At 45.5% G+C, this 25,235-nt stretch carries 18 protein-coding genes and 2 tRNA genes; 8 read left to right on the plus strand and 12 right to left on the minus strand.

What is annotated here, in order from left to right; translation table 11 throughout:
• Nucleotides 1–209 precede the first annotated feature (209 nt).
• Together L2096_RS04790 and L2096_RS04795 are read left to right on the plus strand one after the other, a co-directional pair.
• A complete protein-coding gene (locus tag L2096_RS04790; protein ID WP_250364964.1) occupies nt 210–1,466 on the plus strand; it encodes an SfnB family sulfur acquisition oxidoreductase in 1,257 nt (418 codons plus the stop codon).
• Nucleotides 1,467–1,495: 29 nt separating this feature from the next.
• Nucleotides 1,496–2,743, plus strand: coding sequence for an acyl-CoA dehydrogenase family protein (locus tag L2096_RS04795; RefSeq protein WP_250364965.1), 1,248 nt, complete (start codon nt 1,496–1,498; stop codon nt 2,741–2,743).
• 21 nt (nt 2,744–2,764) lie between these two features.
• On the opposite strand, the gene L2096_RS04800 is transcribed toward L2096_RS04795, so the two are convergent.
• Both L2096_RS04800 and L2096_RS04805 read right to left on the minus strand, forming a co-directional pair.
• Complete coding sequence (locus L2096_RS04800; protein ID WP_250364966.1) at nt 2,765–4,114, minus strand: MATE family efflux transporter; 1,350 nt, start codon at nt 4,112–4,114, stop codon at nt 2,765–2,767.
• Between the two features lie 23 nt (nt 4,115–4,137).
• The gene (locus L2096_RS04805) at nt 4,138–4,599 is read right to left on the minus strand and encodes a DMT family transporter (RefSeq protein ID WP_004943872.1); all 462 of its coding nucleotides are present in this window, start codon (nt 4,597–4,599) and stop codon (nt 4,138–4,140) included.
• Nucleotides 4,600–4,718: 119 nt separating this feature from the next.
• Between L2096_RS04805 and hemW the strand changes: the two genes are divergently transcribed.
• Nucleotides 4,719–5,876, plus strand: a complete 1,158-nt coding sequence (gene hemW / locus L2096_RS04810) for a radical SAM family heme chaperone HemW (protein WP_284444901.1) — start codon at nt 4,719–4,721, stop codon at nt 5,874–5,876.
• Between the two features lie 67 nt (nt 5,877–5,943).
• Here hemW and ahpC read toward each other — a convergent pair whose 3' ends face one another.
• From ahpC to L2096_RS04835, 5 genes are all read right to left on the minus strand, one after another.
• Entirely contained in the window at nt 5,944–6,507 is a 564-nt protein-coding gene (ahpC, locus tag L2096_RS04815; RefSeq protein ID WP_004932648.1) for an alkyl hydroperoxide reductase subunit C, read from the minus strand.
• Between the two features lie 200 nt (nt 6,508–6,707).
• Nucleotides 6,708–6,783, minus strand: a tRNA-Lys gene (locus tag L2096_RS04820).
• A gap of 109 nt (nt 6,784–6,892) precedes the next feature.
• A tRNA-Lys gene (locus L2096_RS04825) sits at nt 6,893–6,968 on the minus strand.
• Nucleotides 6,969–7,088: 120 nt separating this feature from the next.
• Entirely contained in the window at nt 7,089–8,930 is a 1,842-nt protein-coding gene (locus tag L2096_RS04830) for a long-chain-acyl-CoA synthetase (RefSeq protein WP_250364967.1), read from the minus strand.
• A gap of 184 nt (nt 8,931–9,114) precedes the next feature.
• Nucleotides 9,115–12,489 carry an Rne/Rng family ribonuclease gene (locus tag L2096_RS04835; protein WP_250364968.1) on the minus strand — a complete coding sequence of 1,125 codons (3,375 nt, stop codon included), beginning with the start codon at nt 12,487–12,489 and terminating at the stop codon, nt 9,115–9,117.
• Between the two features lie 731 nt (nt 12,490–13,220).
• Between L2096_RS04835 and L2096_RS04840 the strand changes: the two genes are divergently transcribed.
• The 4 genes from L2096_RS04840 (at nt 13,221) to L2096_RS04855 (ending at nt 16,238) form a co-directional block, all read left to right on the plus strand.
• Nucleotides 13,221–14,153: an RluA family pseudouridine synthase gene (locus L2096_RS04840; RefSeq protein WP_088458957.1), complete on the plus strand. Its 933-nt coding sequence runs from the start codon at nt 13,221–13,223 to the stop codon at nt 14,151–14,153.
• Nucleotides 14,150–14,815: an HAD-IA family hydrolase gene (locus tag L2096_RS04845; RefSeq protein ID WP_025095340.1), complete on the plus strand. Its 666-nt coding sequence runs from the start codon at nt 14,150–14,152 to the stop codon at nt 14,813–14,815. Before L2096_RS04840 ends, L2096_RS04845 begins: the two co-directional genes overlap by 4 nt.
• 71 nt (nt 14,816–14,886) lie before the next feature.
• Nucleotides 14,887–15,582: a helix-turn-helix transcriptional regulator gene (locus L2096_RS04850; protein WP_250364969.1), complete on the plus strand. Its 696-nt coding sequence runs from the start codon at nt 14,887–14,889 to the stop codon at nt 15,580–15,582.
• A 50-nt stretch (nt 15,583–15,632) separates the two neighbouring features.
• Entirely contained in the window at nt 15,633–16,238 is a 606-nt protein-coding gene (locus tag L2096_RS04855) for a glutathione S-transferase family protein (protein WP_250364970.1), read from the plus strand.
• 48 nt (nt 16,239–16,286) lie between these two features.
• Here L2096_RS04855 and L2096_RS04860 read toward each other — a convergent pair whose 3' ends face one another.
• Both L2096_RS04860 and hcaR read right to left on the minus strand, forming a co-directional pair.
• Entirely contained in the window at nt 16,287–16,961 is a 675-nt protein-coding gene (locus L2096_RS04860) for a DUF1345 domain-containing protein (RefSeq protein ID WP_004932667.1), read from the minus strand.
• A 95-nt stretch (nt 16,962–17,056) separates the two neighbouring features.
• On the minus strand, nt 17,057–17,971 hold the full coding sequence (gene hcaR / locus L2096_RS04865; protein ID WP_104124562.1) for a DNA-binding transcriptional regulator HcaR: 915 nt from the start codon (nt 17,969–17,971) through the stop codon (nt 17,057–17,059).
• Nucleotides 17,972–18,650: 679 nt separating this feature from the next.
• On the opposite strand from hcaR, the gene L2096_RS04870 reads away from it, so the two are divergent.
• Nucleotides 18,651–19,703, plus strand: a complete 1,053-nt coding sequence (locus L2096_RS04870) for an MBL fold metallo-hydrolase (protein ID WP_055414465.1) — start codon at nt 18,651–18,653, stop codon at nt 19,701–19,703.
• Nucleotides 19,704–19,754: 51 nt separating this feature from the next.
• Here L2096_RS04870 and katG read toward each other — a convergent pair whose 3' ends face one another.
• The 3 genes from katG to L2096_RS04885 all read right to left on the minus strand — a co-directional run bounded on the left by katG (nt 19,755) and on the right by L2096_RS04885 (nt 25,188).
• Complete coding sequence (gene katG / locus L2096_RS04875; RefSeq protein ID WP_250364971.1) at nt 19,755–21,935, minus strand: catalase/peroxidase HPI; 2,181 nt, start codon at nt 21,933–21,935, stop codon at nt 19,755–19,757.
• 387 nt (nt 21,936–22,322) lie between these two features.
• Entirely contained in the window at nt 22,323–24,617 is a 2,295-nt protein-coding gene (gene ptsP, locus L2096_RS04880; RefSeq protein ID WP_004943835.1) for a phosphoenolpyruvate--protein phosphotransferase, read from the minus strand.
• Between the two features lie 70 nt (nt 24,618–24,687).
• Nucleotides 24,688–25,188, minus strand: coding sequence for an RNA pyrophosphohydrolase (locus L2096_RS04885; protein ID WP_004932680.1), 501 nt, complete (start codon nt 25,186–25,188; stop codon nt 24,688–24,690).
• Nucleotides 25,189–25,235: the final 47 nt, after the last annotated feature.

Consider the following 25,235-nt stretch of genomic DNA (forward strand, 5'->3'; position numbering starts at 1 on the left):
TAGGTGACAAAGTATATATTTCAAAGTTTAAATTGTTTATATGCTGTTAATAATGCCGAGGAAACAAGGGCTTAAATAAATATAATTTTGAGAAAAGCTTAGCAAAAATCAATTCATAAACAATACGTTAATCCATATAAAGCATGGCAAATTTTGGTGATAAGGTGATAGCACAAATAAGTACAAATCAGTTTCAGGACGCACTCACCATGTCGAATTTAAATCTCAACCGTGCGCATGATTCTCGTAATCATCCAGTACCACATCATTACTTTCAGCATACCGAAAATGCACATCGTATTCGTTCAGACCAAGAGGCCATTGAGATCGCACAGCGGTTGGCCGAGCGTTTTGCCCAAGAGGCCTCACAGCGTGATCAAGCACGTCAGTTACCACTAAACGAAGTTCAGGCTTTTTCGCAAAGTGGCCTCTGGGCGATTACCGTGCCAAAAGCATTTGGCGGTGCTGGCGTGTCATATCGTACCTTGGCCGAGATAATTAAAACCATCTCCAGTGTCGACTCATCTTTGGGGCAGATTCCTCAAAACCACTTGGCTTTTATCGAACATCTTCGGCTCGATGCCAGTGAAGAACAGCAACATTTCTTTTTTGATTTGATTCTTCGAGGCGCGCGTTTAGGCAATGCATTTTCAGAAAAAAATGCCAGAACCGTTGCCGATTTACAGACCACCCTACGCAAAACAGCTACGGGTTATGAATTGAATGGCCAGAAGTTTTTCGCCACCGGCGCATTATTGGCCCACTGGATTCCAGTTGTGGCAATCAATGAAGAAGGGCTTCCGTATGCCGCTTTTATTCCTCAAGGCACCACAGGGCTGAACATTATCAATGACTGGTCGGGTTTTGGTCAGCGTACTACGGCCAGTGGCACTGTAGAGCTCAATCAGGTCGAGGTGACGGAGCAATATCTGGTTCCGATTTATCGGGCATTTGAACGCCCGACGCCGGCAGGTGCAATCTCACAATTTATTCAGGCTGCGGTCGATGCGGGAATTGCTCGCGGTGCAATTGATGAAACCATTCGGTATGTCCGTCAGCACAGTCGCCCATGGATTGATGCGGGCGTCGAACATGCCAGTCAAGATCCGTACACGATTGCCAATATTGGTGATTTAAAAATTAAGCTACGTGCAGCAGAAGCCGTGCTTGATCTGGCGGCCGATGAAATTGACCGTGCGATTGCTGAACCGACCGAACAGCAGGTGAATGAAGCCACCTTGCGTGTGGCAGAAGCCAAAGTCCTCACGACAGAAATTGCGCTGCTGGCCAGCAATAAACTGTTCGAATTGTCTGGAACACGTTCGACCTTGTCGGAATTAAATCTAGACCGTCATTGGCGCAATGCACGTACGCACACTCTACATGATCCTGTGCGCTGGAAATATCATTTGGTGGGCAATTACTACTTAAACGGTATCCACCCGCCACGCCATGCGTGGAGCTAAATTGAAAACGAAAAGAATGGAGAATAAAAATGAGCCAATTTGAACAAATTAAAGAACAGCTTTCACTCGGTGGAGATTATGCGGCCGTTGCAGCAAAGTATCGTCCGATTTTCGCCGAGATTGCACAGGGAGCCTTAGCCCGTGAACAGCAGCGGATTTTACCCTTTGAGCAGATTGAACAGTTAAAGCAGGCCGGCTTTGGCGCCGTGCGTGTACCTGTGCGTTATGGTGGCGCAGGGCTGTCTTTACCACAGTTATTTGACCTCCTTACAGAGCTTGCAGCGGCAGATTCCAATATTGTGCAGGCACTACGTGGGCATTTTGCTTTTGTCGAAGATCGACTGGTGGCGCATAAAACCCAATCTCAAAAGCTTTGGTTTGAGCGCTTTGTGGCGGGTGAGCTGGTTGGCAATGCATGGACTGAAGTGGGGAGTGTGCAGATTGGTGATGTGATTACCCGCGTGACCCAAAATGCTACTGGGCAGCGTGTGGTCAGTGGTGAAAAGTATTACTCCACCGGAAGTATTTTCGCCGACTGGGTCGATTTATTTGCCTTCGATGAAGTGAGTCAGCAAAACGTGATTGCCGTGATTAACCGACATGCTTCAGGGGTGGATATTCAAGATGACTGGGATGGCTTTGGCCAGAAAACCACGGGTAGCGGTACGCTGCGCGTGAATGCAGTTGAGGTGCCGATTTCGCATATTTTGCCTTTCGATCAGCGATTTAAGTATCAAACTGCATTTTATCAGGTGGTGCACTTGGCCACGCTAAGTGGTATCGCTCAGGCGGCTGTGGCTAATTTTAGTGAAGAAGTACGTCACCGCACACGAATTTTTAGTCATGGCAATGCCGATCTGGTTCGCCATGATCCCCAAGTGTTACAGGTGATTGGTCAGGCTTCAGCACAAGCCTATGCCAGTACTGCCATCACACAGCGTGCCGCGGCGGCTTTGCAAGATGCCTATTTAAGTCATTTTGCCGAGCAGCCAGAACAAGACGTTCAGGCCAATATTGCTGCTGAGCTTGAATCGGCACAAGGGCAGGTAGTGATCAGCCGTCTGGTTCTTGAGCTGACTTCGAATCTGTTTAACGCGCTCGGTGCCTCGGCAAGCAGCACGGCCAAACAGCTTGATCGATACTGGCGTAATGCACGTACTGTATCGTCGCATAATCCGATTATTTACAAAGAAAAAGCCATTGGTGATTGGGAGGTCAATCAGGCTGCACTACCGTTTGTATGGCAAATCGGAGCCTCTCCTCGTCAGGCCAGCTAACGCATCAAGTTAGCTCAAACATCAAGCCTGCTGTGACAGTTTACGGTTGTTGCTGTACAAGCGTGCCAGCAACAACACACAGGCAATACTCAAGCCTAAAATCAAACCGAGCCAGATACCGGCCGGCCCCATCTCTAAACTACGCGACAGATATACCCCTACCGGAAATGCGATCACCCAATAGGCCACCAGCGTAATCCACATCGGGCCTTTGGTGTCTTGCATACCACGTAAGCAGCCTGCCGCCCCAATTTGCCATGCGTCCATAAGCTGATAAGCCATTGCAAACAGCAACAACGACAACGCCACATCAAATACCTGTGGATCTTGAGTATAAATTGCAACAATTTGAGGACGGGCAAACCAGATTAAACACATGGTGCATAACGCGAAGAACGTGGCGGTGCCGAGCCCCAGTTTTTGTACACGACGCATTGAAATCCAGTTTTTTTCGCCGTAATACATGCCCACCCGAATGGTCAGTGCAATCGCCAGCGACATTGGAATCATAAAGAGCTGTGAGGTCACAGACATCGCAATTTGATGTGCAGCCACAACCGTATCACCAAGTGGGCTCAGCACAATTGCACCTGTACTAAAAATACTGACTTCAAAAAACACCGCCAGACCAATTGGAAAACCCAGTTTTAAAATACGCTTGATGATCTGCGGATCAAGTTTTTCCCAGTGGGTAAAGATTTGCGTCGACTGATAAGCCTTGGCTCGGTACACATAATTGGCCAGTGTAATCAGCATTAACCATTGCAAAATGGCGGTCGCAAAACCACAGCCTGCACTACCCAAATGCGGAATAGGCCCAAGACCATACATAAACATAAAGTTCAGCGGTACCAGTACCACCAAGGCCAATAAGCTAATCACGGTCACAGGTCTCGGGTGGCCCATGGCCTCCGAATAACCACGTAAGGCTGCGTACATGGTCACGGCCGGCATACCAAAGCCAATTGCATGTAAAAATAGTCCTGCTTTGGGTTGCAGGCTTTCAGGTACGCCAAGTACAGGCAGCAAAAAGGGCATGATCTGCAAAATCAGCATGGCAATCAGCCCCAGACACAGCGCCACCCACAGTGACTGACGTACCAGTCCCGGAATTTTTTCTGGTGTTCGTGCACCTTTTGCTTCGGCCACCAAAGGGGTTGTGGCAATCATGATGGCACTAAACAGCAGCATGATCGGCATCCAGAGGCCAACACCGACAGCAATCGCTGCCAAATCATTGGCCGAAAGATGACCGGCCATGATGGTATCAATCAGCCCCAGACCTGCCTGCGCAAATTGCGTGATCAAAATGGGCCACATCAACTGCAAAAGCTGTTTTAATTCAGTACCAAACCCTGAAACATTTGTCACAACACGTTATCCACTTAAAAAGGTTATCGCTGAAATGTAAAGATCACGCCAGCGAAAATCATGATCGCACCCAAGACACGCTGCCAGTTTACGGGAACTTTTTCATTGCCTAGCCAACCGAAATGATCGAGTAACATCGACATACCGAGCTGACCAAAAATGATCACCCCAGACAAGGTCAAAAAACCAAATTTAGGCGCAGTATAAATGCTCACACTAATTGCATAAACCCCTAAAAAGCCGCCTAACCAGAGATACCAAGGAATTTGCCCCAGTTGCGCGAGGCTAGGTTTTGTTGCATCTTCAAAACTGACCAATAAACCAAGGACAATCGTGCCAATCAAAAAAGAAATAAACGCTGCTTGTAAGGGGGAATGTAACGATTCACGTAATTGTGTATTGAGCGCCGTTTGAATGGCCATGGCAATGCCAATACCGAGTGCCAAGGGTAAAAATAATAACACTTGTGACGAGAGCTTGATCATTCTTTTTCCAGAACTTATTTTTATCTGCTCTCAGTCTAAAGCAATTCGATATGAATTGAAGCCTGTCCTGATTGGGTTCGTGTTAAAATAAGTGGCTTATTATTGTTTGAGTTTCATTCTTGACTGCTTTGCTTAATCCCACCGATATTCCGCTATCGCTGTATATCCATATGCCGTGGTGTGTACGTAAATGTCCCTATTGTGATTTTAATTCGCATGCGGTACCCAATGGCGCATTGTCTATGGATTTGGAGCAACAGTATCTGCACGCACTGGTGGCCGATTTTGCAACGCAACTGGATTTTGCGCAGGGGCGTGCGATTCATAGTATTTTTATTGGTGGCGGAACACCGTCACTGATTTCGGCGCAGGGCTATCACTGGTTATTTACGCAGTTAAGTGCTCTGATTCCCTTCACATCTGGGTGTGAAATTACGCTTGAAGCCAATCCGGGCACGCTTGAGCATGATCCTTTTGCAGACTATTTGGCAGCCGGTATCAACCGACTTTCACTGGGTGTACAAAGTTTTGATTCGGCACATTTGCAGCGCTTGGGGCGGATTCACAGTGCGCAAAATGCCTTAGATGCCATTGGCTTGGCAAAAAAAGCTGGCTTTCAACGTGTCAATGTCGATCTGATGCACGGTTTGCCACAACAAACTTTTGAAGAAGCCATGTACGACCTACACTGTGCGGTTGAACGCGGTGCCACGCATATCAGTTGGTATCAACTGACCATTGAACCCAATACGGTTTTTTTTAGAACCCAACCAGTTTTACCCGAAGATGATGTGCTTGAGCAGATCCAGACGGCCGGCGAAGCCTATTTGACCTCACAAGGCTTTATCAATTACGAAGTATCGGCTTGGCGTAAAGAGCAGCCATCGGCACATAATCTCAATTACTGGCAATTCGGTGATTATTTGGCTATTGGGGCAGGGGCACACGGCAAAGTTACACGACCCGACGGCGTTTATCGTTATCAAAAAACCCGTCTACCCAAAGACTATCTGGCCAAGGTGCCTGCCGAGCATGTGCAATGGAAAAAGATTGCAGCAGATGAATTACCGTTTGAGTTTATGATGAATGCCTTGCGGCTCAACCAAGGCGTACCGACAGCCTTATATGCTGAGCGAACTGGTTTGGAGGTTGACGCAATTGCACCGACACTGGAGCAACTGCGCCAGAAAAAGTTATTGCAAGCCGATGTACAGCGTATTGCCTGTACCGAACACGGCCATATGTACTTAAATTCGGTACTCGATGCATTTTTATAAACTTGATCTGTTTCAATAAACAAAAAAAGCCCCTCAACTGAGCTGAGGGGCTTTTTATATGCCAGTCTTAAATTTTTCCGACCAGATCAATGGATGGTGCGAGTGTGCTGTCACCTTCTTTCCATTTGGCAGGGCAAACCTCACCCGGATGGTTATACACATAATGTGCGGCTTTTACTTTACGCAGTAACTCTTGCGCGTCACGGCCAATCCCACCAGCCGTAATTTCAACAATTTGAATTTTACCGTCTGGATCAATCACAAACGTACCCCGGTCTGCCATGCCTTCAGCCTCAATCAAAACATCGAAGTTTTTGGCAATGCGCCATGTTGGATCACCAATCATTGGATACTGAATTTTCCCAATTGCATCGGAGCTGTCGTGCCATGCCTTATGGGTAAAGTGGGTATCGGTTGAAACCGAATAAATCTCAACGCCCAATTGTTTAAATGCATCGTAGTGTTCTGCAAGGTCTTCAAGTTCTGTCGGGCAAACAAAAGTAAAATCGGCAGGATAGAAAAACACAACAGACCAATGACCTTTCAAATCTGCTTCGGTCAAATCGACAAACTGACCTTTTGAATATGCAGTGGCTTGAAAAGGTTTGATTTCGGTGTTGATTAAACTCATAACTTGCGCCTCTAAATAAATATATATAATTGCTTGAAGAGAGGATTAGCTTAAAAGATTTTTAATCATCGTAAAAACAGAAAATTTTTATAAAATTGATCGAATATTTAGATTTTTACTTTGAATGGCTTTAAATCTAGATTTTTAAAATGAATCAATAAAAAAAGCCTTAGTCATTATGCTAAGGCTTTTTTAGAATCTGGTGGGTCGTCCGCGACTCGAACGCGGGACCAACGGATTAAAAGTCCGCTGCTCTACCAACTGAGCTAACGACCCTGAGTATTTTAAAGCAAGGCTTTAAAAACATTGCAAGATCAGATGTTTTCTTGATCTTACAAGAAAGAAGTTGGTAATTTAGGCTTCTTTCATCAGATCAAACAATAAGTGGTGGGTCGTCCGCGACTCGAACGCGGGACCAACGGATTAAAAGTCCGCTGCTCTACCAACTGAGCTAACGACCCTGTATCGTTTGATGGAGCGTATTGTAGCAAGTTATTCAGCTAACACAAGAGGAAAATTCAAAACAATTGCATAACTGTTTATAAAAAGCACGATTTCCTCTTGTTTAGCTAAAAAATGAACTAAAAACGGTACTTATATGCCTGAATGTTATCAAAAATGTCTTTAGTCACATCACAATAAGCCGATTCGCCAGGTAATAAAACCAGCAATCTTTCCTCGGTTTTGTTGGGATCAAAGGCCTGTTCTTTGAGCTTGTTCTTTTGATATTTGAACGTTCCCGTTGTTTCGACGGTTTCTTGTACACGTAAAAAAACCGGAACAGCATAGGCGGGCAGACATTTTTTAAATGTACTTGCCATGTGGCTCAAATCTTGATCATTCAGTTCTGCATGGTCGGCCAATGTGATGGCCGCCATGCCCGCGCGGCCATTGGTGTGCGGAATTTCGACACCATATACTACGGCCTCGATAATTTTATCGTGTTCGCAGAGCATATTTTCAACTTCAGTGGTCGAGACGTTTTCACCTTTCCAGCGGAAGGTATCTCCCAAGCGATCAACAAATTGTGCATGACGAAAGCCAATGTCACGTACCAAATCACCCGTATTGAAATAGGCATCGCCTTTTTTCAGCACATTTTTTAAAATCACGGCTTTGTTTTTCTCTGGGTCGGTGTAACCATCGAAAGGAGAGCGACGGGTAATTTTACCGACCAACAAGCCCACTTCACCAGTTTTTACTTTCTGGCAAAATCCATCTTTGTCGCGAATCGGCTCATTTTTCTCTTTATCAAATGCAATCACGGCATACGGCGTTGGAGAAAAACCGACAGTATTATCAAAATTAAAAATATTGCTAAAACCGACATTGCCTTCACTTGATGCGTACAGCTCTAAAATTTCATCGACGCCAAAGCGTTGCTTGAATTTATCCCAGATGTTTGGACGCATACCATTACCAATCATTTTGGTTACGCGATGGCTCCGATCTAACTCGGTGGCAGGGGCATCCATGAGATAACGACACAATTCTCCCACGTAACCAATGGCAGAGGCATTAAACTTTTGTACATCTTTCCAGAATGCACTGGTCGAATATTTGCGACGTAAAGCCAAAGTTGCACTGCCTGCAATCACGCCACACCAGCACACCACAATGCCCGTAGCATGGTAGAGCGGTAGCGTTACGTACATCACATCGTCGGGATTCAGATCAAGCACATGGCCATACGTACCATAGGCCAGTGTCCAGCGACTATGGGTAAAGATCACCGCTTTGGGTAATCCTGTGGTACCTGAGGTATAGATATAAAACAGACCATCTTTGCCCTGAACGGTATGGGTCGTAGGTGGGTTAAATTTTGGGAAATGGTCAATTTGCTCAGCCAGATTGATATATCCGTGAGGTGCGGTGCCCACGTCTTGACGTGTGGCCTGATCGGCAAACCAATGAAAACGGTCTTCATTGATATTTAAGTCAGCACGAATTTCATCAATGCAGTGATGTACTTCATCACCAAAAATTAATGCAATCGGTTTGACCAGATTAATACTATGACTGAGCACCTTGCCTGTTTGTGAGGTATTGACCAACGCAATTGTCACACCAATTTTTGCCAGTGCAATCACGGTGGCCAATAATTCAGAGCGGTTTTCAAGCATGACCGCGATCACATCGCCTTTACGCGCGCCCAATGACAGATAGTAATGCGCAATCTGATTGGCCCATTCATTGAGTTCTTGATAGGTATAGCGCTCATCTTCAAATAGTAAAGCAGCCCCATCCGGATTACGCTTCACGGCTTTTTCAAAAGCAATACCGAGGCCCGCAGGCGAAGCAGAAGTGCGTAAATAGGCTTGTTTGAGTCCTTGAAGAAGGTGTGGCACCTTTGGAATCAATTGTGGAATTTTCGCGGCAACAGCCCCAAGCGTAATAATATCAGTCTGTGTGGTCTGGCTCATATACATCCTATTTATTTTTCGATCAATCCAATTATGGTGACGCATCTGCAGAAAAAAATTTCATCTAGAACTGTTCTTTTACGGCCTTTGTTCTAGTGCAATCAACCTAATCTCACAAAAGTATCAAAAAAAACCTAGTCACCGAAATGACTAGGTTTCTTTTAATGATCTGCAATTATGCAAATCATTCGGTACTAGAGGTGGTTTTCTTCGGTGGGCGACCACGTGGACGACGAGGGCGGGCCGGTTTGTCCTGATCTGCATTGGCAGTATTTTCAGACGCCTTAGCCGGTGCTTTGTTTGCTTTGGCTTTGGTCGGTTCCTTTTTTACTGGTGTTGCTTGCTCGATTTCAGGAAGCGAGGCTTGCACAGCATCTGCTGCTTGATTCTCTGAGGCCACAGGTGCTGGGTCTGCTGCCGCATCTGTCGCTTGCTCTGTTGTTGGTACAGCCTCTGCCGAGACAGTTGCTGGCGTTTCTTGAGCAGCATCTGCTACAGATGCATCTGTCGTAGCAGATTGTGCGACGACTTCTGCCGTTTGCGGTGCATCTGCTTGTGCCTGTTCAGCAGCTTGCGCTTGCTTGGCTTGTACATGCGCTTGCTCAGCAGCTTGCTTGGCCAAACGACGACGCTCACGCGGATCGTTGGCAACACGGCTCAGATCAGCCTTCGGTGGTGTGAGCGGTAAAACCGCTGCAGGTTCAGCTTCTTCAACAGGCTTATTGTTTGGAAGCTCTGCATCACGGGTCACTGGCTTTTTATCTTCAGTTTTACCTTCAGACTCGCCTACCACCAATGTAGCGGCATATTGCTCAGTGAATTTCACTAAGGCACGGTTAAAGGTGGGTACTAGACCAAACTGTTCAATTAGAACCGTACAGTCTTCACCATACACATGACGGATCAGGCTGCTAATGGTGTACTGACCGAGCGTTGGCACTTGAGATGGCGTGATCTTCGGTGCTTGTACTTTCGCCTGATGCTGTCCACGTTGTTGACGACGACGCATACGCGGATCGTTGCTGGCACGTTTCACTTCTGAAGATGCAGCGACTGGTTCAGCCACATCTGTGGTTTCAGTGGCTGGAACATCCGCTTTGGGCGCCACTTCCGCTTTTGCAGGTTGAGTCGGTGCTTTGTGCTCAGCTTTCGCCTGATGTGCTTTTGCTGGTGCTGCCGCATCACGTTTTGGCTGCTGAGGCTGACCATTTAAGGCCACAATTTCACTTTTTGCAGTATCGACATTGATCACTAGCGCGGTTGCGAGTACGTCGTCACGCGGTGCATCGACCTGTTCTACACGAACCTGACGCTCATCTGCAACAGCAGGTGCAGCTTTTGGCTGTGCATTGTCCTCATTTAATACGCTTTGATCGCGATAACGATTCGGGCGGTTTGGACGTTGCTGATTGCGGTCACGACGCGGCACATGTTGGGTTTCTTCATGTGACGTTTCGTTATGCTGTTGCTGTTCAGGTTGGTGACGCTTTTGATTGCGTTTAAGGTCACGTTGTTCCTGACGCGACAACTGCACAGTTTCTTCATGCACTTGTTGTGAAGCTTCTTGCACTGGGGCATGGTGTTCACGATGCTCTTTGTGTTTACGCTTTTTGTTGTTCTGACGCTGCTGCTGCGGTTTTTCGTCTTTTTCGTTGGACTCGCGTGGCTCATGTTTGGCTTGCGGCTGCGACATATAGACGTTGTTTGCCGTTGGTGCTGCCGCAGGTGCAGCGGTCTGTGCTGGCACGGCTGCTGGATTTACCTGACCAAACTGACCACGGCTGACTGCGCCGTTGTTGACCATTTGTTCAATCGCAGCGGCTGCATTTTGTGCCGAACGAGATTGGTCTGTGGTTTGAGCTTGTTTCTGAACAAACAAGTTTTCAAGCCAAGCACATGCGCTGGCTGACTTTTGTGGTGCAGCAGCCACTTGAGCGGCTTGTTTCGGCGATTGCTTGGTTTTTGCTGCCTCTACCGCTGGTGCAGCAGCATGAGTGTGTTCAGCTTCTTCTAAATGCCAACCTGAAGATTCATAACCCAGCTCTTTTTCGCTAGAACGTGTTGCTTCTGTGCGTTCGTAGCTTGATGGTGCAAAACCTTCAGGGTTGTACTGGATTTCATAATGTGGTGTTTCAAGATGCGGGTGAGGTAGAACCGTCACGCGTACACCTGACGTCTGCTCAAGATAAACCAAGCTATGACGTTTTTCGTTTAGCAAAAATGCTGCGATTTCAACTGGAACTTCAACCTGCACTTCACCATGACGTTCACGCAAAGCAATCTCTTCGACTTTACGCATAATTGAAAGTGACAGTGAACGCAGATCACGTACCATACCGGTGCCATGACAACGCGGGCAGACATAACCGGTTGCCTCTTCAAGCGACGGACGTAAGCGCTGACGGCTCATTTCCATCAAACCAAAGCGTGAGAGCTGACCAAACTGGATACGCGCACGATCACTTTGCGTAGCTTCACGTAATTTAGCTTCAACCATACGCTGGTTACGGTCTTTGGTCATGTCAATAAAGTCGATCACGACCAAACCGCCAATGTCGCGTAAACGCAATTGACGCGCAATTTCTTCAGCAGCTTCTAGGTTGGTATTCAGCGCAGTTTCTTCAACATCATGACCACGTGTAGATTTGGCCGAGTTGATATCGATTGATACAAGCGCTTCGGTTTGATCAATTACGATCGAACCACCAGAAGGCAATTTCACCTCACGCTCGTAAGCTGTTTGAATCTGGCTTTCAATTGCAAAGTGCGCAAACAATGGTTCATTGAGCGTATAGGTTTTGAGTTTGTCGAGCTGACGCGGCATCACTGCTTTTACAAAGTTGTAGGCTTCGTTATAGGCTTGCTCGCTATCAATCAAAATTTCAGCTACATCATCACGCAAGTAATCACGAATGGCACGTGTGACTACACCTGCTTCTTGGTGAACTAGCATTGGTGATGGGCCAGAACTTGAAGTGCTTTGAATTTGGCTCCACAAATCTAGAAGATGTTGGAGATCCAGTTGCAATTCTTCCTGTGAACGGCCAATCCCTGCTGTACGGACAATCACACTCATGCCACGTGGCATATTCAGTGATGCCAGCATTTCTTTGAGTTCTTCGCGCACTGAACCCGAAATTTGACGGCTGATACCGCCACCTTTTGGATTGTTTGGCATGAGCACCAAATAACGCCCAGCAAGTGAAATAAAGGTAGAGAGTGCAGCGCCTTTATTACCACGCTCTTCTTTTTCGACTTGAACTAAAAGTTCAGTACCTTCGGTGATCAGTTCACGGATATTTGAAGTTTGGCGCGGGTCGGCGTGTAAATACGAATTTGCAATTTCGCGCATCGACAAAAAGCCCTGACGCTGAGCGCCATACTCGACAAAAACAGCCTCTAGAGACGGCTCAACGCGAGTAACATGACCTTTATAGATGTTTGATTTTTTTTGTTCGCGGGTACGATTTTCTAAGTCAAAATCGTAAAGACGATTACCAGTGATAAGTGCAACGCGGACTTCTTCAGCGTGAGTTGCATTAATCAACATACGTTTCATGGGTGTGACACCTAATAGTGACTCACTCAGATCACTGCGATGATCAGCTGCACAAACATCAATCCTTTGTATCAGGACTGGAACTCAGCAAGTGTGGTCCAGATCGTGACGTCCGATTAGTGCATAATGCTTCGGCTCAATAACGGTTTTGATGTTGGCGATACTGCATTGATTGTGGTGCAATCAACGTGCTTGAATTTCTTCACTGGCGGGTAAGCGGTGTATTGGATGATAACTTTCACTGTCACTGAGCTTGAAGATCCTTCTTATGAAGTCTTGATACGGAATGTTCATCGTATCAGTGCTATTTGGCAGTTCCAATACATCAACACTTTAGCCTGAAAAAACCCTCATGGCGCAATGTATCTGATGTGCATCAGTTTACGTTTAATAACCAACGTGTGGGTTGGCGACATATTTCTTTAAACAAACTGTTGTGCAAATGCACAATTAAACGCGACAGTTTGTTTTTTGCCGATATAATAAGCCTTCGGCGTGGGCATATTCTTTTGGGACCTGTCCGAGCTTTTGGTGAAGCCTTGAGCGAATATTCATTTCAAACAGAGTTGAAATTATTTCGTTTTTTGTTCACTTACGGTGGTATCCGTGCGCTGACTATATCAAACCTTGCACGATCTGCCTATGGGCTAATTGAAAGTTTCTTGTGAAATCAAGTAGCTAAACGGTCATTTTTTATTCAAATTTCATCTTTTTCGGGTTTTAATTACTGTATGAATTCTACGCAACAATGGCAAAGCGTCACCTGGTTTGAGGTAGACGAACATCAGGCCGGTCAGCGCATCGATAACTTTTTATTTTCCCGTTTAAAAGGTGTACCCAAAAGTCGTATCTATCGTCTGATTCGTGAAGGGCAGGTGCGAGTCAATAAAAAACGAATTAAAGCGGAAAGTAAACTGAGTATTGGCGATCAGATTCGAGTTGCCCCGATTCGCTACGAACAAAAAGATGAAAGCGATGCGCCAGTCAGCGATCAGGTTGCCAAAAGCCTGCTCAGCCGCGTGGTGTATGAAGATGATGGTTTATTGGTGGTGAATAAGCCATCGGGGATCGCCGTACATGGCGGAAGCGGTGTGGCATACGGTCTGATTGAGGCCATGCGAGCGGCTACTGGAAAAAAATATCTAGAATTGATTCACCGAATTGACCGTGACACTTCGGGTTTGGTCATGATCAGTAAAAAGCGCAGCACGCTTAAGCTGTTGCAGGATTTATTACGCGAACACAAAATTGCAAAAACCTACGCAGCACTCGTGAAAGGGAATGTCAGTCTTGATCGACAGTTGATTGATGCGCCGCTGTTGCGTTATGAACTGGCCAATGGTGAACGCCGTGTGCGAGTGTCGAAAGAAGGTAAGCCAAGTAAAACCAACTGGGTGGTCGCTGAGCGTTTTAAAGATGCAACACTGGTGTATGCATCACCACTTTCAGGGCGCACCCATCAAATTCGCGTACATGGCTTGAGTATCGGTCATCCTTTAGTGGGTGACGATAAATACGGCCATCAAACACCTTATACAGGGCCTGAAGCACGCCGTCTGTGCCTGCATGCAATGCGTCTTGAAATTCCGGGCTATCCTGTGATTGAAGCGGCACTGCCAGAGGATATTCAAAGCGTTGTGGCACAGTTGAGAGCACGTAAATGAATCGTCCAGAACTGATTATTTTTGACTGGGACGGCACTTTATTTAATTCAGTTGGCCAAATTGTTGCAAGTTTACAATTTGCAGCGCAACGCTTTGAGCAACCCCTTACGCATGAGGCGGCACAAGGAGTGATTGGTTTAGGCTTACCTGAAGTGATGCAGACGCTTTTTCCGCAGGTTCCACATTTGCATGAGCAAATTGTGATGGCTTATGGCGAACATTATGTGCAACATTCCACGCATGATGCATGGTTTGATGGCGTTGCCGAGTTGCTGCATGACTTAAAAGCCATGGGGATGAAGCTTGCGGTGGCAACAGGTAAAAATCGCCGTGGCTTAGATCGCGTGCTGACCAAAACGCAAAGTCATCATATTTTTGATATCACTCGTGCGGCAAGTGAAACCATGTCTAAACCTCATCCACGCATGCTGGAAGAGATTTTGCAGGTCACAGAAGTCGAGGCAAAAAATGCCATTATGGTTGGCGATAGCAGCTATGATCTTGAGATGGCCATGAACATTGATATGCCACGTATTGGTGTGAGTTACGGTGTGCATGATCCTCAGGTTTTAGCGCGTTATGCGCCTTTGACCATTGTGAAGAGCGTGCCGGAATTGCATCACTTTTTAAAGCAAATACTGCAACAGAAGATGCCTGCTTAGATCATCCTTTAAAATAAAAATAACTGAGAAACCTGTTGAGGTTTCTCTCTAATAAAAATCTAGAGGTTCAGATGAGCCGTTCAATTCGATTATTAAATTTGCTACAGCACTTAAGAGAAGCCAAATATCCAGTGACCTCGCATGCGTTGGCAACACAACTTGGCATTAGTCAGCGTAGTGTCTATCGAGATATCGAAACATTAAGACAGCAGGGTGTACGAATTGATGCATGTGCAGGCATCGGATTTCAGTTGAAGGAAGATTTCTTTCTCCCTCCGATTACATTGGATGAAACTGAAATAGAAGCCGTTTTTTTGTCGTTACACTGGCTTAAAAGCATCCCTGACGACGCGTTGCAAAGTGCATCATCTTCAGTGCTTAGCAAACTGAATTCAGTCTTACCTGTTTATCGCCAGCATTTTTTAGAACAGACCACACTCAGAGCCTTTAATGTTTGGCTACCTGTCGGTACAAAAATACTTGAGCAGATTCGAATGGCAATTCGTCTACAGGTGAAGGTGACCTTTGCCTATGCCGACGAGCGCAAAAATGAAAGTATGCGAACAGTCTGGCCTTTTGCGATGGGATATTTTAACGACAAAATTATGCTGGCGGCTTGGTGTGAGTTACGACAAGCATTTCGAAACTTTAGAATTGATCGAATTCGGCAGCTTCAGTTGAGTCAAGATCACTATCCTCAGTTTAAGCAGAAATTATTTCATCAATGGTGGGTTGAAGAAGTATGTGTCACTCCTGACAAAAACTGACAATCCGCTGCTCTACACTGGACCCACAATATCAAAAAGGAGTGAATGAAATGGGTCTTCAGCTTTATACCAATAAAGAATCACGTGGTGTGGTGGTCGAGTGGTTACTGATCGAACTTGGAATTGAGTGTGAGCGGGTTGAGGTGGAATATCACACCAGTATGAAATCCCCTGAATATCTTAAACTTAATCCTTTCGGTAAGGTGCCAGTACTGATTGATGAGCATGTCGTAATCTATGAGCTAGCTGCTATTTGTGCTTATCTGGCAGATAAGTTTCCTGAAAAGAATCTGGCGCCTGCTCTTGGTGATCCTAAACGCGGTCTTTATTATCGTTGGCTATTTTTTATTTCGGGGCCATGGGAAGCCTTGGCAACAGATCAAATGCGAAACATTCAAGTTCAGCCTGAGCAAAAAATGTTTATGAGTTACGGTGATGAGACAGATGCCTATCAGGCACTTATTCAGGGATTAACTGAAGCAAATCCTTATTTATGTGGAAAACAGTTTACCGTCGCGGATATATGTGTTGGAGCGATGCTGCTGTGGCAGCAAAAGATGGGACAATTAAGAGCTGATCCTGCGATTGAACAATATCTCATGACGATCCGGCAAAGTGAAAGCTTACAGCGTAGCAATGCAATTTTTGCCAGTTAAAACTAATCTACACGATTAAGGAAAGTATCATAACTTTCCTTTTTCGATTTAATTCGACAAAAAACTTGCGGCCACATTAATACAAATTGCCAAGATGCTGGTATTAAAAATAAATGCCAAAAATGCATGAAAGATATTGAGCAGACGCATGTTGCGCGAGGTAATTGATACATCGGCAGTTTGTGCGGATGTGCCAATAATATAGCTAAAATATAAAAAATCGGCATAGGTGGGGTGGGGAGTCTGTGGAAATTCCAATCCTCCCGCACTGCCTTTGCTGCGTGCAATATAAAAATCGTGGGCATAGTGCAGCGCAAACACGGTATGCATCAGCAGCCATGCCGAAATAATCGTAAACAGCGCCAAAATAACATGCTCAATTTCGTATGGACTGTTTTTGGACATCATCGAGAGTTGTACGACGATTGCAATCATACACATCAACAGTGCCAGCAGCACCAAGAGCATGATGACCCATTTACTTTCATCCTGACGCTTAGCCTGCTGTTGCATGGTTTTAGTATCCATTTGACCAATCAGACCCATCACATGCGCCAGATAAATCGTTACAGCAATATTCCAGCTAATCAGCACGACAGTGGACCAGTGTGAATCAGTTTGCCATGACAATAGCGTACCAATCACTACACCGATGCCCAAAGAGATAAAAAAATGTGGACGGGATGAAATACTGTGCCCAAGACGAAAAAAGAATCTGTTCATATGTTTTCGTTTCCTTTTCCAAGGCTTTTATTTTTATAGAGAAACGATTGAATTGAGCCGACAGGTATTATGTATGCTGGCTCAAATGGTTGATTTTAATGCTCAGTGATACATTCATCAGGCACAGTACGTTCCCATTTGGCGAGCATATCACGAAACGATTGAACCAATGTCGACTTGCTTGAGCTGTTATAACATAGGTATAAATCTAAATGAGGAAGATCGATTTCCAGTGGACGCGTCACACATGTTTCAGGTAACAAACTGGCCACGTAATCGGGGACTAAACTACACCCGCGACCTTGCGCAACACCATTGATGTTGGCCAGCAAACTGTCTGCATGTTCAACCAGATTAAATTGAATGCCATGCTGTTTTGCAAACTTCAAAATTAGCTCATGTAAGACTTTGGATTGACTCGACTCGGCAATCACCAAGTCGAGTTGATGAAGTGCAGACAGGGGAATACGCTCGAGTTTGGCCAATGGATGATGGGCTGGCAAAATAAAAATCAATGACTCTCGTAGCACATGCTCGGTCGTAAAGTCATTATCATTTTGCAGACGATCACGAATAAAACAGACATCCAACTCGCCCTTTTTAAGCGCTTTAATTTGTTCATCATTGCCTAAACTCGACAGATCAATACGAATATCAGGATGATGAAAGCGAAAGTTAGGCAAAATATGCGGAAAGATTTTGACTTCAGCAACAGGAACAAAGCCGACTCTCAGCGCTTGCTGTTTGGCATACGAGACTTGACGGGCCATCATGACGGCTTTTTCAGCTTGAGCCAAAGTCAGGCGTGCCTGTTCCAGAAAAACAGCACCTTCTTCGGTGAGTTCGACTTTACGTTTGGTTCGATACAGCAGTTGAACCCCTACATCAACTTCCAAATCTTTGATTTGCTGACTTAAAGAGGGTTGAGCGGTATAGAGTTTCAATGCAGCTTTACTAAAATTTAATTCTTCAGCCACAGTGACAAAATATCGAAGATGTCGCAATTCCACAAAAAACTAATCCAAAAAAAGTCTTATAAACATAAGTCTAAAGGATATTAAATGAATAGGACACGTGTAAAAAATGCTTTAGCCATTTATAAAATAAATAGTATTTTTAAGCTCATTATTAATTCAATATAAAAATAGTATTTTGATTTATTTATAAAATATATGAATCAATTGTATAAAAAAAATGAATCAATCTCACCACAAAAATGAATATATTGCACCAATATCGTGCTTAATTATATTGCAGTGTAAAACTGGTTTATTTCTTGCTTTGTTTCAAATGTTTTGTTGAAAACGGTAGGGTATTTAAAGCTAGGACGCAAGAATAGTGGAATGATACATTATCTGTTGCTCGAGACCTCCAAGCAGTTTACTCTGCTTATCGGTGGTAGTTTTTTGAGTTTTGCTTAAGCCGCCCTATTGCATAGAGTCTGGTCGAGATTGCTCTTGAATCGCACAGCCATAAAACCTTGAAAAGCAACGACGATTGACGCATAAACGCAACAAACTTCTTGAGAAAATCTGGCACTCTAAGAAAGGTTGTCATACACGCTGTAAGCAACCAAAACAGCATGAACAGTTTTACAAAAAATGGAGACGAGTCGTGGCTTACGTTAAATGAAGAACATGTCTGATGCATACGTTTATTTGACCACAAGATGATGACTAAAATTACCCTATGAAAGAGAAGCCGACATTAACCTATCAATTGCCGACTAAATCTTGTTTAACGCATACATGGAGTAAGCCTTCTTTTCATTATTTAGATTCTGTACAGGCCGGACATTCACGTTTTTATAATCAAGTGAAGCATTCCTCAGCACGTGGTTCAACCGAATTACTGCGCTGGTTAATGACGCGTGAATCGTATACATGGGATGTCGACATTCAGCGTGAATTTGATGCACGGCTCAATATGCCGGCGGCGATGCCACAAAATCGACCACATGCCGAACTGGATGACTGGCAGATCTGGTTTGTTGGGCACGCGACTGTATTGTTGCAAATCGGGCCATATAATTTCATCACCGACCCTGTGTGGTGTGAATACGCCAGTCCGCAACAAGGGCGAGGTCCACGACGCGTGTGTCCTGCTGGTATCGCCCTTGAGCATTTACCCACGATTCATGCTGTTTTGCTCAGTCATAATCATTACGATCATATGGATTTGGCCACCTTAGAATGGTTACATAAAAAGTTTGCCATGCCGATTTATACTGGACTGGGCAATCAGTATTACTTGCCCAAGCAGTATCATGTGATTGAGATGGATTGGTGGCAGATGATTCCTTTTCATGAGCTTACCATTGCCTATACGCCTGCACAGCATGGATCGGGCCGTGGCCTACGCGATCAAGGCAAAGCCTTGTGGGGAGGATTTTCAATTCTCGGTGCAGATGATCATGCTTTTTTTGCAGGGGATACAGGCTACTCACCGCATTTTAAAGAAATCTATGAGCGTTTTGGCGCACCCCGAATTGCACTCTTGCCGATAGGTGCGTACGAGCCCCGTGAGCTCATGCAATATGTACACATGAACCCGCAAGATGCATTGCATGCGCATTTGGATTTACACGCACAGCGTTCGGTTGCAATTCATCATCGAACCTTTCAGCTAACCGATGAAGGCCGAGATGAGCCAGAGCGGGAACTCACGCATTTGCTCAAGACGTCATCTAAATTGGTGAATCCGTTTTACTGTTTGCGTGAAGGGCATAAACTCACTGTGTAAAACCCGAATTATAAAAAAAGAGCCGATATCGGCTCTTTTTCTTTTGGAGGCTTATACCAGATCGTAACGATCGGCGTTCATGACTTTCACCCAAGCTTTGACGAAATCATGGACAAATTTATCGCGGTTATCATCTTGCGCATAAACCTCTGCATATGAGCGTAAGATCGAGTTTGAACCAAACACTAAATCTACACGGCTCGCAGTCCATTTGGTTGCTCCTGTTGTACGATCTACAATATCGTAAGAGTTGCGACCCGTTGGTTTCCATGTGTAGGCCATATCGGTTAAGTTGACGAAGAAATCGTTACTCAATACACCCACGCGATCTGTCAAGACGCCCTGCGGATTGTTGCCGTAGTTTGCACCCAAGACACGTAATCCACCCACCAGCACCGTCATTTCGTGTGCGGTTAGACCGAGGAGTTGTGCGCGATCTACCAATAGTTCTTCAGGAGTCGTCTCGAAGTGCTGTTTTTGCCAGTTTCTAAAACCATCATGCACAGGCTCAAGCGATTCAAAAGAATACACATCGGTTTGTTCCTGTGTTGCATCACCGCGTCCCGGTGCAAATGGCACCGTAATATTCACACCTGCGGCGCGAGCAGCTTGCTCCACAGCGGCTGTTCCACCGAGAACAATCAGATCGGCAATACTCACAGGTTTTTCAAATGAAGCCTGAATCGACTCAAGTACACCCAACACTTTTTGCAAGTGTTCAGGCTCGTTGCCCACCCAGTCTTTTTGTGGTTCAAGACGAATACGCGCACCGTTGGCACCCCCACGGTAATCTGAACCACGATAAGTACGGGCACTGTCCCAAGCCGTAGTAATCAATTCCACACGAGTCAAGCCGCTGTCGAGTATTTGGCGTTTAAGCGATTCAATCTCGGCATCAGTTAAGGTGTAATCTACGCTCGGAATTGGATCTTGCCAGATTAAATCCTCTTGCGGTACATCTGGGCCAAGATAGCGGCTTTTTGGTCCCATATCACGGTGTGTAAGCTTAAACCATGCACGAGCAAATACATCAGAGAAATACGCCGGATCTTGATAGAAACGTTCTGAAATTTTACGGTACTCTGGATCAATTTTGAGTGCCATATCGGCATCAGTCATAATCGGGTTACGTCGAACGCTTGGATCATGCGCATCAATCGGCATGTCTTCTTCTTTGATCGTAACCGGTTCCCATTGCCATGCACCTGCTGGGCTTTTACGAAGTTCCCAGTCGTAGGTTAAAAGCAAGTAGAAGTATTCGTTATCCCATTTGGTGGGATGCGTCGTCCATGCGCCTTCGATACCACTGGCCATGGTGTTGCCTGCATTTCCAGAGCCTTCTGGGTTAAACCAGCCTAAACCTTGGAATTCAACATCTGCACCTTCCACTTCTGCACCAAGTTTTTCGGCACGTCCGTTACCATGACATTTCCCCACGGTATGACCACCAGCGGTCAGCGCAACGGTTTCTTCGTCGTCCATGCCCATGCGGTCAAAAGTCACACGCATGTCATGTGCAGTACGTAACGGATCTGGATTGCCATCCACACCTTCCGGGTTGACATAAATTAAACCCATCTGTACCGCTGCAAGTGGATTTTCAAGCGATTCACGGTCTTGATCATCTGAATAGCGATTACGGGTTGCGTCTAACCATTTTTTCTCGCTGCCCCAGTACACATCTTTTTCTGGGTGCCAGATTTCTTTACGACCTCCAGCGAAACCGAAGGTTTTAAGACCTGCTTCTTCATAGGCCAGTGTACCCGCAAGAATGATCAGATCACCCCACGAAATTTTATTGCCATATTTACGTTTGATTGGCCAAAGCAAACGGCGGCCTTTATCGGTATTGACGTTATCTGGCCAGCTGTTTAATGGCGCAAAACGCTGGTTGCCTGTATTGGCACCGCCACGTCCGTCTTGTTTACGGTATGAGCCTGCAAGGTGCCAAGCGGTACGTACAAACATACCGATATAGCTGCCCCAGTCGGCTGGCCACCAGTCTTGACTGGTCGAAATTAGGCTTCGAATATCTTGTTTGAGTTCTTCAAGATTCAGTTCTTTAAAAGCTTTGGCATAATCGAAATCGGGATCCATCGGATCTGTTTTTTGGTCATGTTGATGCAAAACATCAAGATTAAGCGCGTTTGGCCACCATGCGGTTGGACTTTGGCTTTGTCCAGTATTACCGCCATGTGTAAAAGGACATTTTCCTGTTGCTGCAGTATTCATTGCGATTTACTCCTTGGATTTTGGCTATTGCTTTGTCGTGGCTTTCGGTAAAGTAAATTGAAATTGATGATGTCGTTTTAATGATTAAGGGGCAGTTCACCAAGACAGGTTAAAAAAATCTTAAGTAATTCTGATGCTGCTTGAGTGTTCGAATCAATCTGCATGGCTGTGCTCCTGATCTCAAAATATATTACGCGTGTTCGCTGTTAAAATTAGTTTAAATGATTTAAATGATTTGTAAAAAAGATAAAATTCATTAAATTGATTTGTTTTTTAGATTGTAAAAGACCGTTTAATTTAATTCGATATGTTGATGTATCACCGATTTGTAGTGCGCTTTGGCGTTATTGCCCTAGAGGGGCTAGAGAGCCCCTCTAGGATCATCATTTAAACGGAAACCAATCGATTAGATTTGACCATGTCTCCAAGGCCATGATTTCTAAAGTAGTATTCCATCCAGCTTTTCACCATGAGCGGGTTATTCATTTTGACGACCTCATTGAGCAATTGCTCGGCATCGGTCATTGAAACGTGACAAATGGCTTTGCGCACTCGCAGAATATTACTCGAACTCATGGAGAGGGTATTGAATCCCATCGCCATCAATAAAATAGCCGATAAAGGATCGCCCGCCATTTCGCCACAAATACTGATGGGCTTCTCATGATGATGGCATTCCTTAACCAGTTTTTGCAGCGCGCGAAGAATGGACGGATGAAAGTGTGAATATACGCTCGACACCCTTGGATTGTTGCGATCGACTGCCAGTAAGTACTGGATTAAATCGTTTGACCCTACGGAAAAGAAGTCGACCAATTCGGCAAACTCATCAATTTGTAGTAACACACTCGGAACTTCGACCATGATGCCGAGTTTCGGTTTGGTAATTTTGACCTGTTCTTCTTCTTGTACCGCGACCCAGTCACGTTCTAACAGATACAATACTTCCTCGACTTCGCTGACGCTGGTCACCATGGGCAGCAAGATATGCAAATTGTTTAAACCAATGCTGGCCTTGAGCATCGCGCGCACTTGAGTGGAAAAAATTTCTGGATGATCCAGCGTAAAGCGTAGACCACGCCATCCCAGCGCCGAGTTTTCTTCTTCAATACTAAAGTAAGGCAAGTCTTTGTCGGCACCAATATCCAGCGTACGCATGATGACGGGCTTGTTGGCAAAATGACTCAATTGCTGACGATAAATGGCCCGTTGTTCTTCTTCGCCCGGAAAGCGTTCACGCAGCATAAACGGAATTTCGCTGCGATAGAGTCCCACACCTTTGGCCCCACGCTGAACGCCGCGTACCACGTCAATCATCAGGCCAGTATTGACATACAGCTTGACTGCAACACCATCGGGGGTAACGGCATCACGCGTTTCGTATTGCTTGAGGTCTTTGGCAATTTGCTCTTCTTCTTTTTGAATTTCTTTATAGCGCTGACGCAGACGTCTAGGTGGATTGATAAAGATCCGCCCCTGATAGGCATCGACAATCATTTCTGCATCATCAAGGGTGTTGATGGGGAGCTCGGTCACGCCGACAACAGTTGGAATACCCAGCGCACGTGCCACAATCACCATATGTGAATTGGCAGCACCTTCTGTGGTGACAATCGCGGCAATATTATCGACCGACAGCTCAACCAGTGCAGCAGTACTGATTTCTTCTCCAATTAAAATACTGTCGGGGCTTAAATCTTTATGGCTGGAATCTGCTTCTTGCAGTGAGGCCAGAATACGTCGTCCCAGATCTTTTAAATCTGACACACGCTCACGTAAGTAGTCGTCTTCCATTTGTGCAAACAGGGTGATGTGCTTGTCGATGACACGACGCACGGCGCCTTGTGCCCAGTTACCGGCGCGAATCAATTCTTTAATTTCGGCAGGGAGCGCATTTTCATCCAGCATGCGTAAAAACACACTAAATAGCGCGCGCTCTTCCGACATTAAGGAGTCTTGCATTTTTTCGTCAAGCTGCTGAATTTCGGTACGTACTGAACTCACCGCTTGATCGAGTAAATGTAATTCGTCACTGATATCATCGGCTTCGCGGTCTGGAACCGACGCCAGATCGGCAGGCGGGTATAAAACGTAAGCACGACCCAGCGCAATTCCGCCAGCACCTGATACGCCCTGAAAGGTTTTGTAGGCTGGCCCATTACTTGGCTTACGAAATACATCGATGTTGCCCACCGCATGTGCATGTGCGATGACACCTGAGAGCTGAGCGCACAGCGTCACCAAAAAGGATTCGGCTGCTTCACTAAAATCTTGTGGTTGCTTATTTTGTACCACCAGTACGCCCATCACCTTACGGCGATACATGACGGGTACACCCAGAAACGAGTTGTAAATTTCTTCGCCTGTCTCGGGTAGGTAGGCAAAGCGCTCGTGTTTGGAGGCATTTTCCAAATTGACGATTTCTTCGCGCTGACCCACAAGGCCAACCAGACCTTCACTGAGTTGCAAGGAAACATGCCCCACAGCTTCGGGATTAAGCCCTTTAGAGGCCATCAGTAAATAACGCTGGTTGCGTTCGTCAAGCAAATAAATTGAGCAAACATCCACTTTCATCGCTTCAGCCACATGGTTGACCATAATGTCGAGCGAATCATGCAAACTTACAGACGAATTGATCTCCTGAACAATACGTCTTAAGGTGTCAAGTTGCATGTTTGACATGGATGCTTACTCCAAAATTTTTAATTCTTCATAGTGATGTTATAACAGCACTCGCCAAAAAAATCATTTGCTAATGTGATGATTTTTCGGGCGATTGTTGTTCTGGCATTAACATGCAGAGTTCCATCATCGCTTTTCGGTACACATCGCGCTTAAAATTGACCACCTGACCCAAAGGGTACCAGTAACTTACCCATTGCCACTCATCAAATTCGGGTGGGTCTGAGAGGTCTAGCTGAATGTTTCGCGTAGACGCGGTGAGTTTTAATAAAAACCATTTTTGTTTCTGTCCAATACATACCGGATCAGAATCTGGTCGGATGTACCGGTGTGGCAAACGATAACGCAGCCATCCTTTGGTCTGCGCAATAATTTGGACGTGTTCGGGCAATAAGCCGACTTCTTCTCTCAGTTCACGATAAAGTGCCTGCTCGGGGGTTTCTCCAAAATGGATCCCTCCTTGTGGAAATTGCCAAGCATTGTGACCAATGCGTTTTGCCCATAAAACTTGTCCGTTATCATTTGCCAAAATGATCCCGACGTTGGGTCGGAAACCTTCTGAGTCGATCATTTGGCTACCTAAAATTTATCAATATCGTTGACTTTGAAATCGGGGGC

Origin of the sequence: Acinetobacter sp. ACZLY 512 (genome assembly GCF_023614015.1) — a bacterium.
GTDB classification, from domain to species: Bacteria; Pseudomonadota; Gammaproteobacteria; order Pseudomonadales; family Moraxellaceae; genus Acinetobacter; species Acinetobacter soli.

Bases quoted from the DNA above. Each gene is read 5' to 3' on its own strand.
- L2096_RS04790 (WP_250364964.1), top strand. From the start codon at position 210: ATGTCGAATTTAAATCTCAACCGTGCGCATGATTCTCGTAATCATCCA.
- L2096_RS04795 (WP_250364965.1), top strand. From the start codon at position 1,496: ATGAGCCAATTTGAACAAATTAAAGAACAGCTTTCACTCGGTGGAGAT.
- L2096_RS04805 (WP_004943872.1), bottom strand. From the start codon at position 4,599: ATGATCAAGCTCTCGTCACAAGTGTTATTATTTTTACCCTTGGCACTC.
- ahpC (WP_004932648.1), bottom strand. From the start codon at position 6,507: ATGAGTTTAATCAACACCGAAATCAAACCTTTTCAAGCCACTGCATAT.
- L2096_RS04830 (WP_250364967.1), bottom strand. From the start codon at position 8,930: ATGAGCCAGACCACACAGACTGATATTATTACGCTTGGGGCTGTTGCC.
- L2096_RS04835 (WP_250364968.1), bottom strand. From the start codon at position 12,489: ATGAAACGTATGTTGATTAATGCAACTCACGCTGAAGAAGTCCGCGTT.
- L2096_RS04840 (WP_088458957.1), top strand. From the start codon at position 13,221: ATGAATTCTACGCAACAATGGCAAAGCGTCACCTGGTTTGAGGTAGAC.
- L2096_RS04845 (WP_025095340.1), top strand. From the start codon at position 14,150: ATGAATCGTCCAGAACTGATTATTTTTGACTGGGACGGCACTTTATTT.
- L2096_RS04850 (WP_250364969.1), top strand. From the start codon at position 14,887: ATGAGCCGTTCAATTCGATTATTAAATTTGCTACAGCACTTAAGAGAA.
- L2096_RS04855 (WP_250364970.1), top strand. From the start codon at position 15,633: ATGGGTCTTCAGCTTTATACCAATAAAGAATCACGTGGTGTGGTGGTC.
- L2096_RS04860 (WP_004932667.1), bottom strand. From the start codon at position 16,961: ATGAACAGATTCTTTTTTCGTCTTGGGCACAGTATTTCATCCCGTCCA.
- L2096_RS04870 (WP_055414465.1), top strand. From the start codon at position 18,651: ATGAAAGAGAAGCCGACATTAACCTATCAATTGCCGACTAAATCTTGT.
- katG (WP_250364971.1), bottom strand. From the start codon at position 21,935: ATGAATACTGCAGCAACAGGAAAATGTCCTTTTACACATGGCGGTAAT.
- ptsP (WP_004943835.1), bottom strand. From the start codon at position 24,617: ATGTCAAACATGCAACTTGACACCTTAAGACGTATTGTTCAGGAGATC.
- L2096_RS04885 (WP_004932680.1), bottom strand. From the start codon at position 25,188: ATGATCGACTCAGAAGGTTTCCGACCCAACGTCGGGATCATTTTGGCA.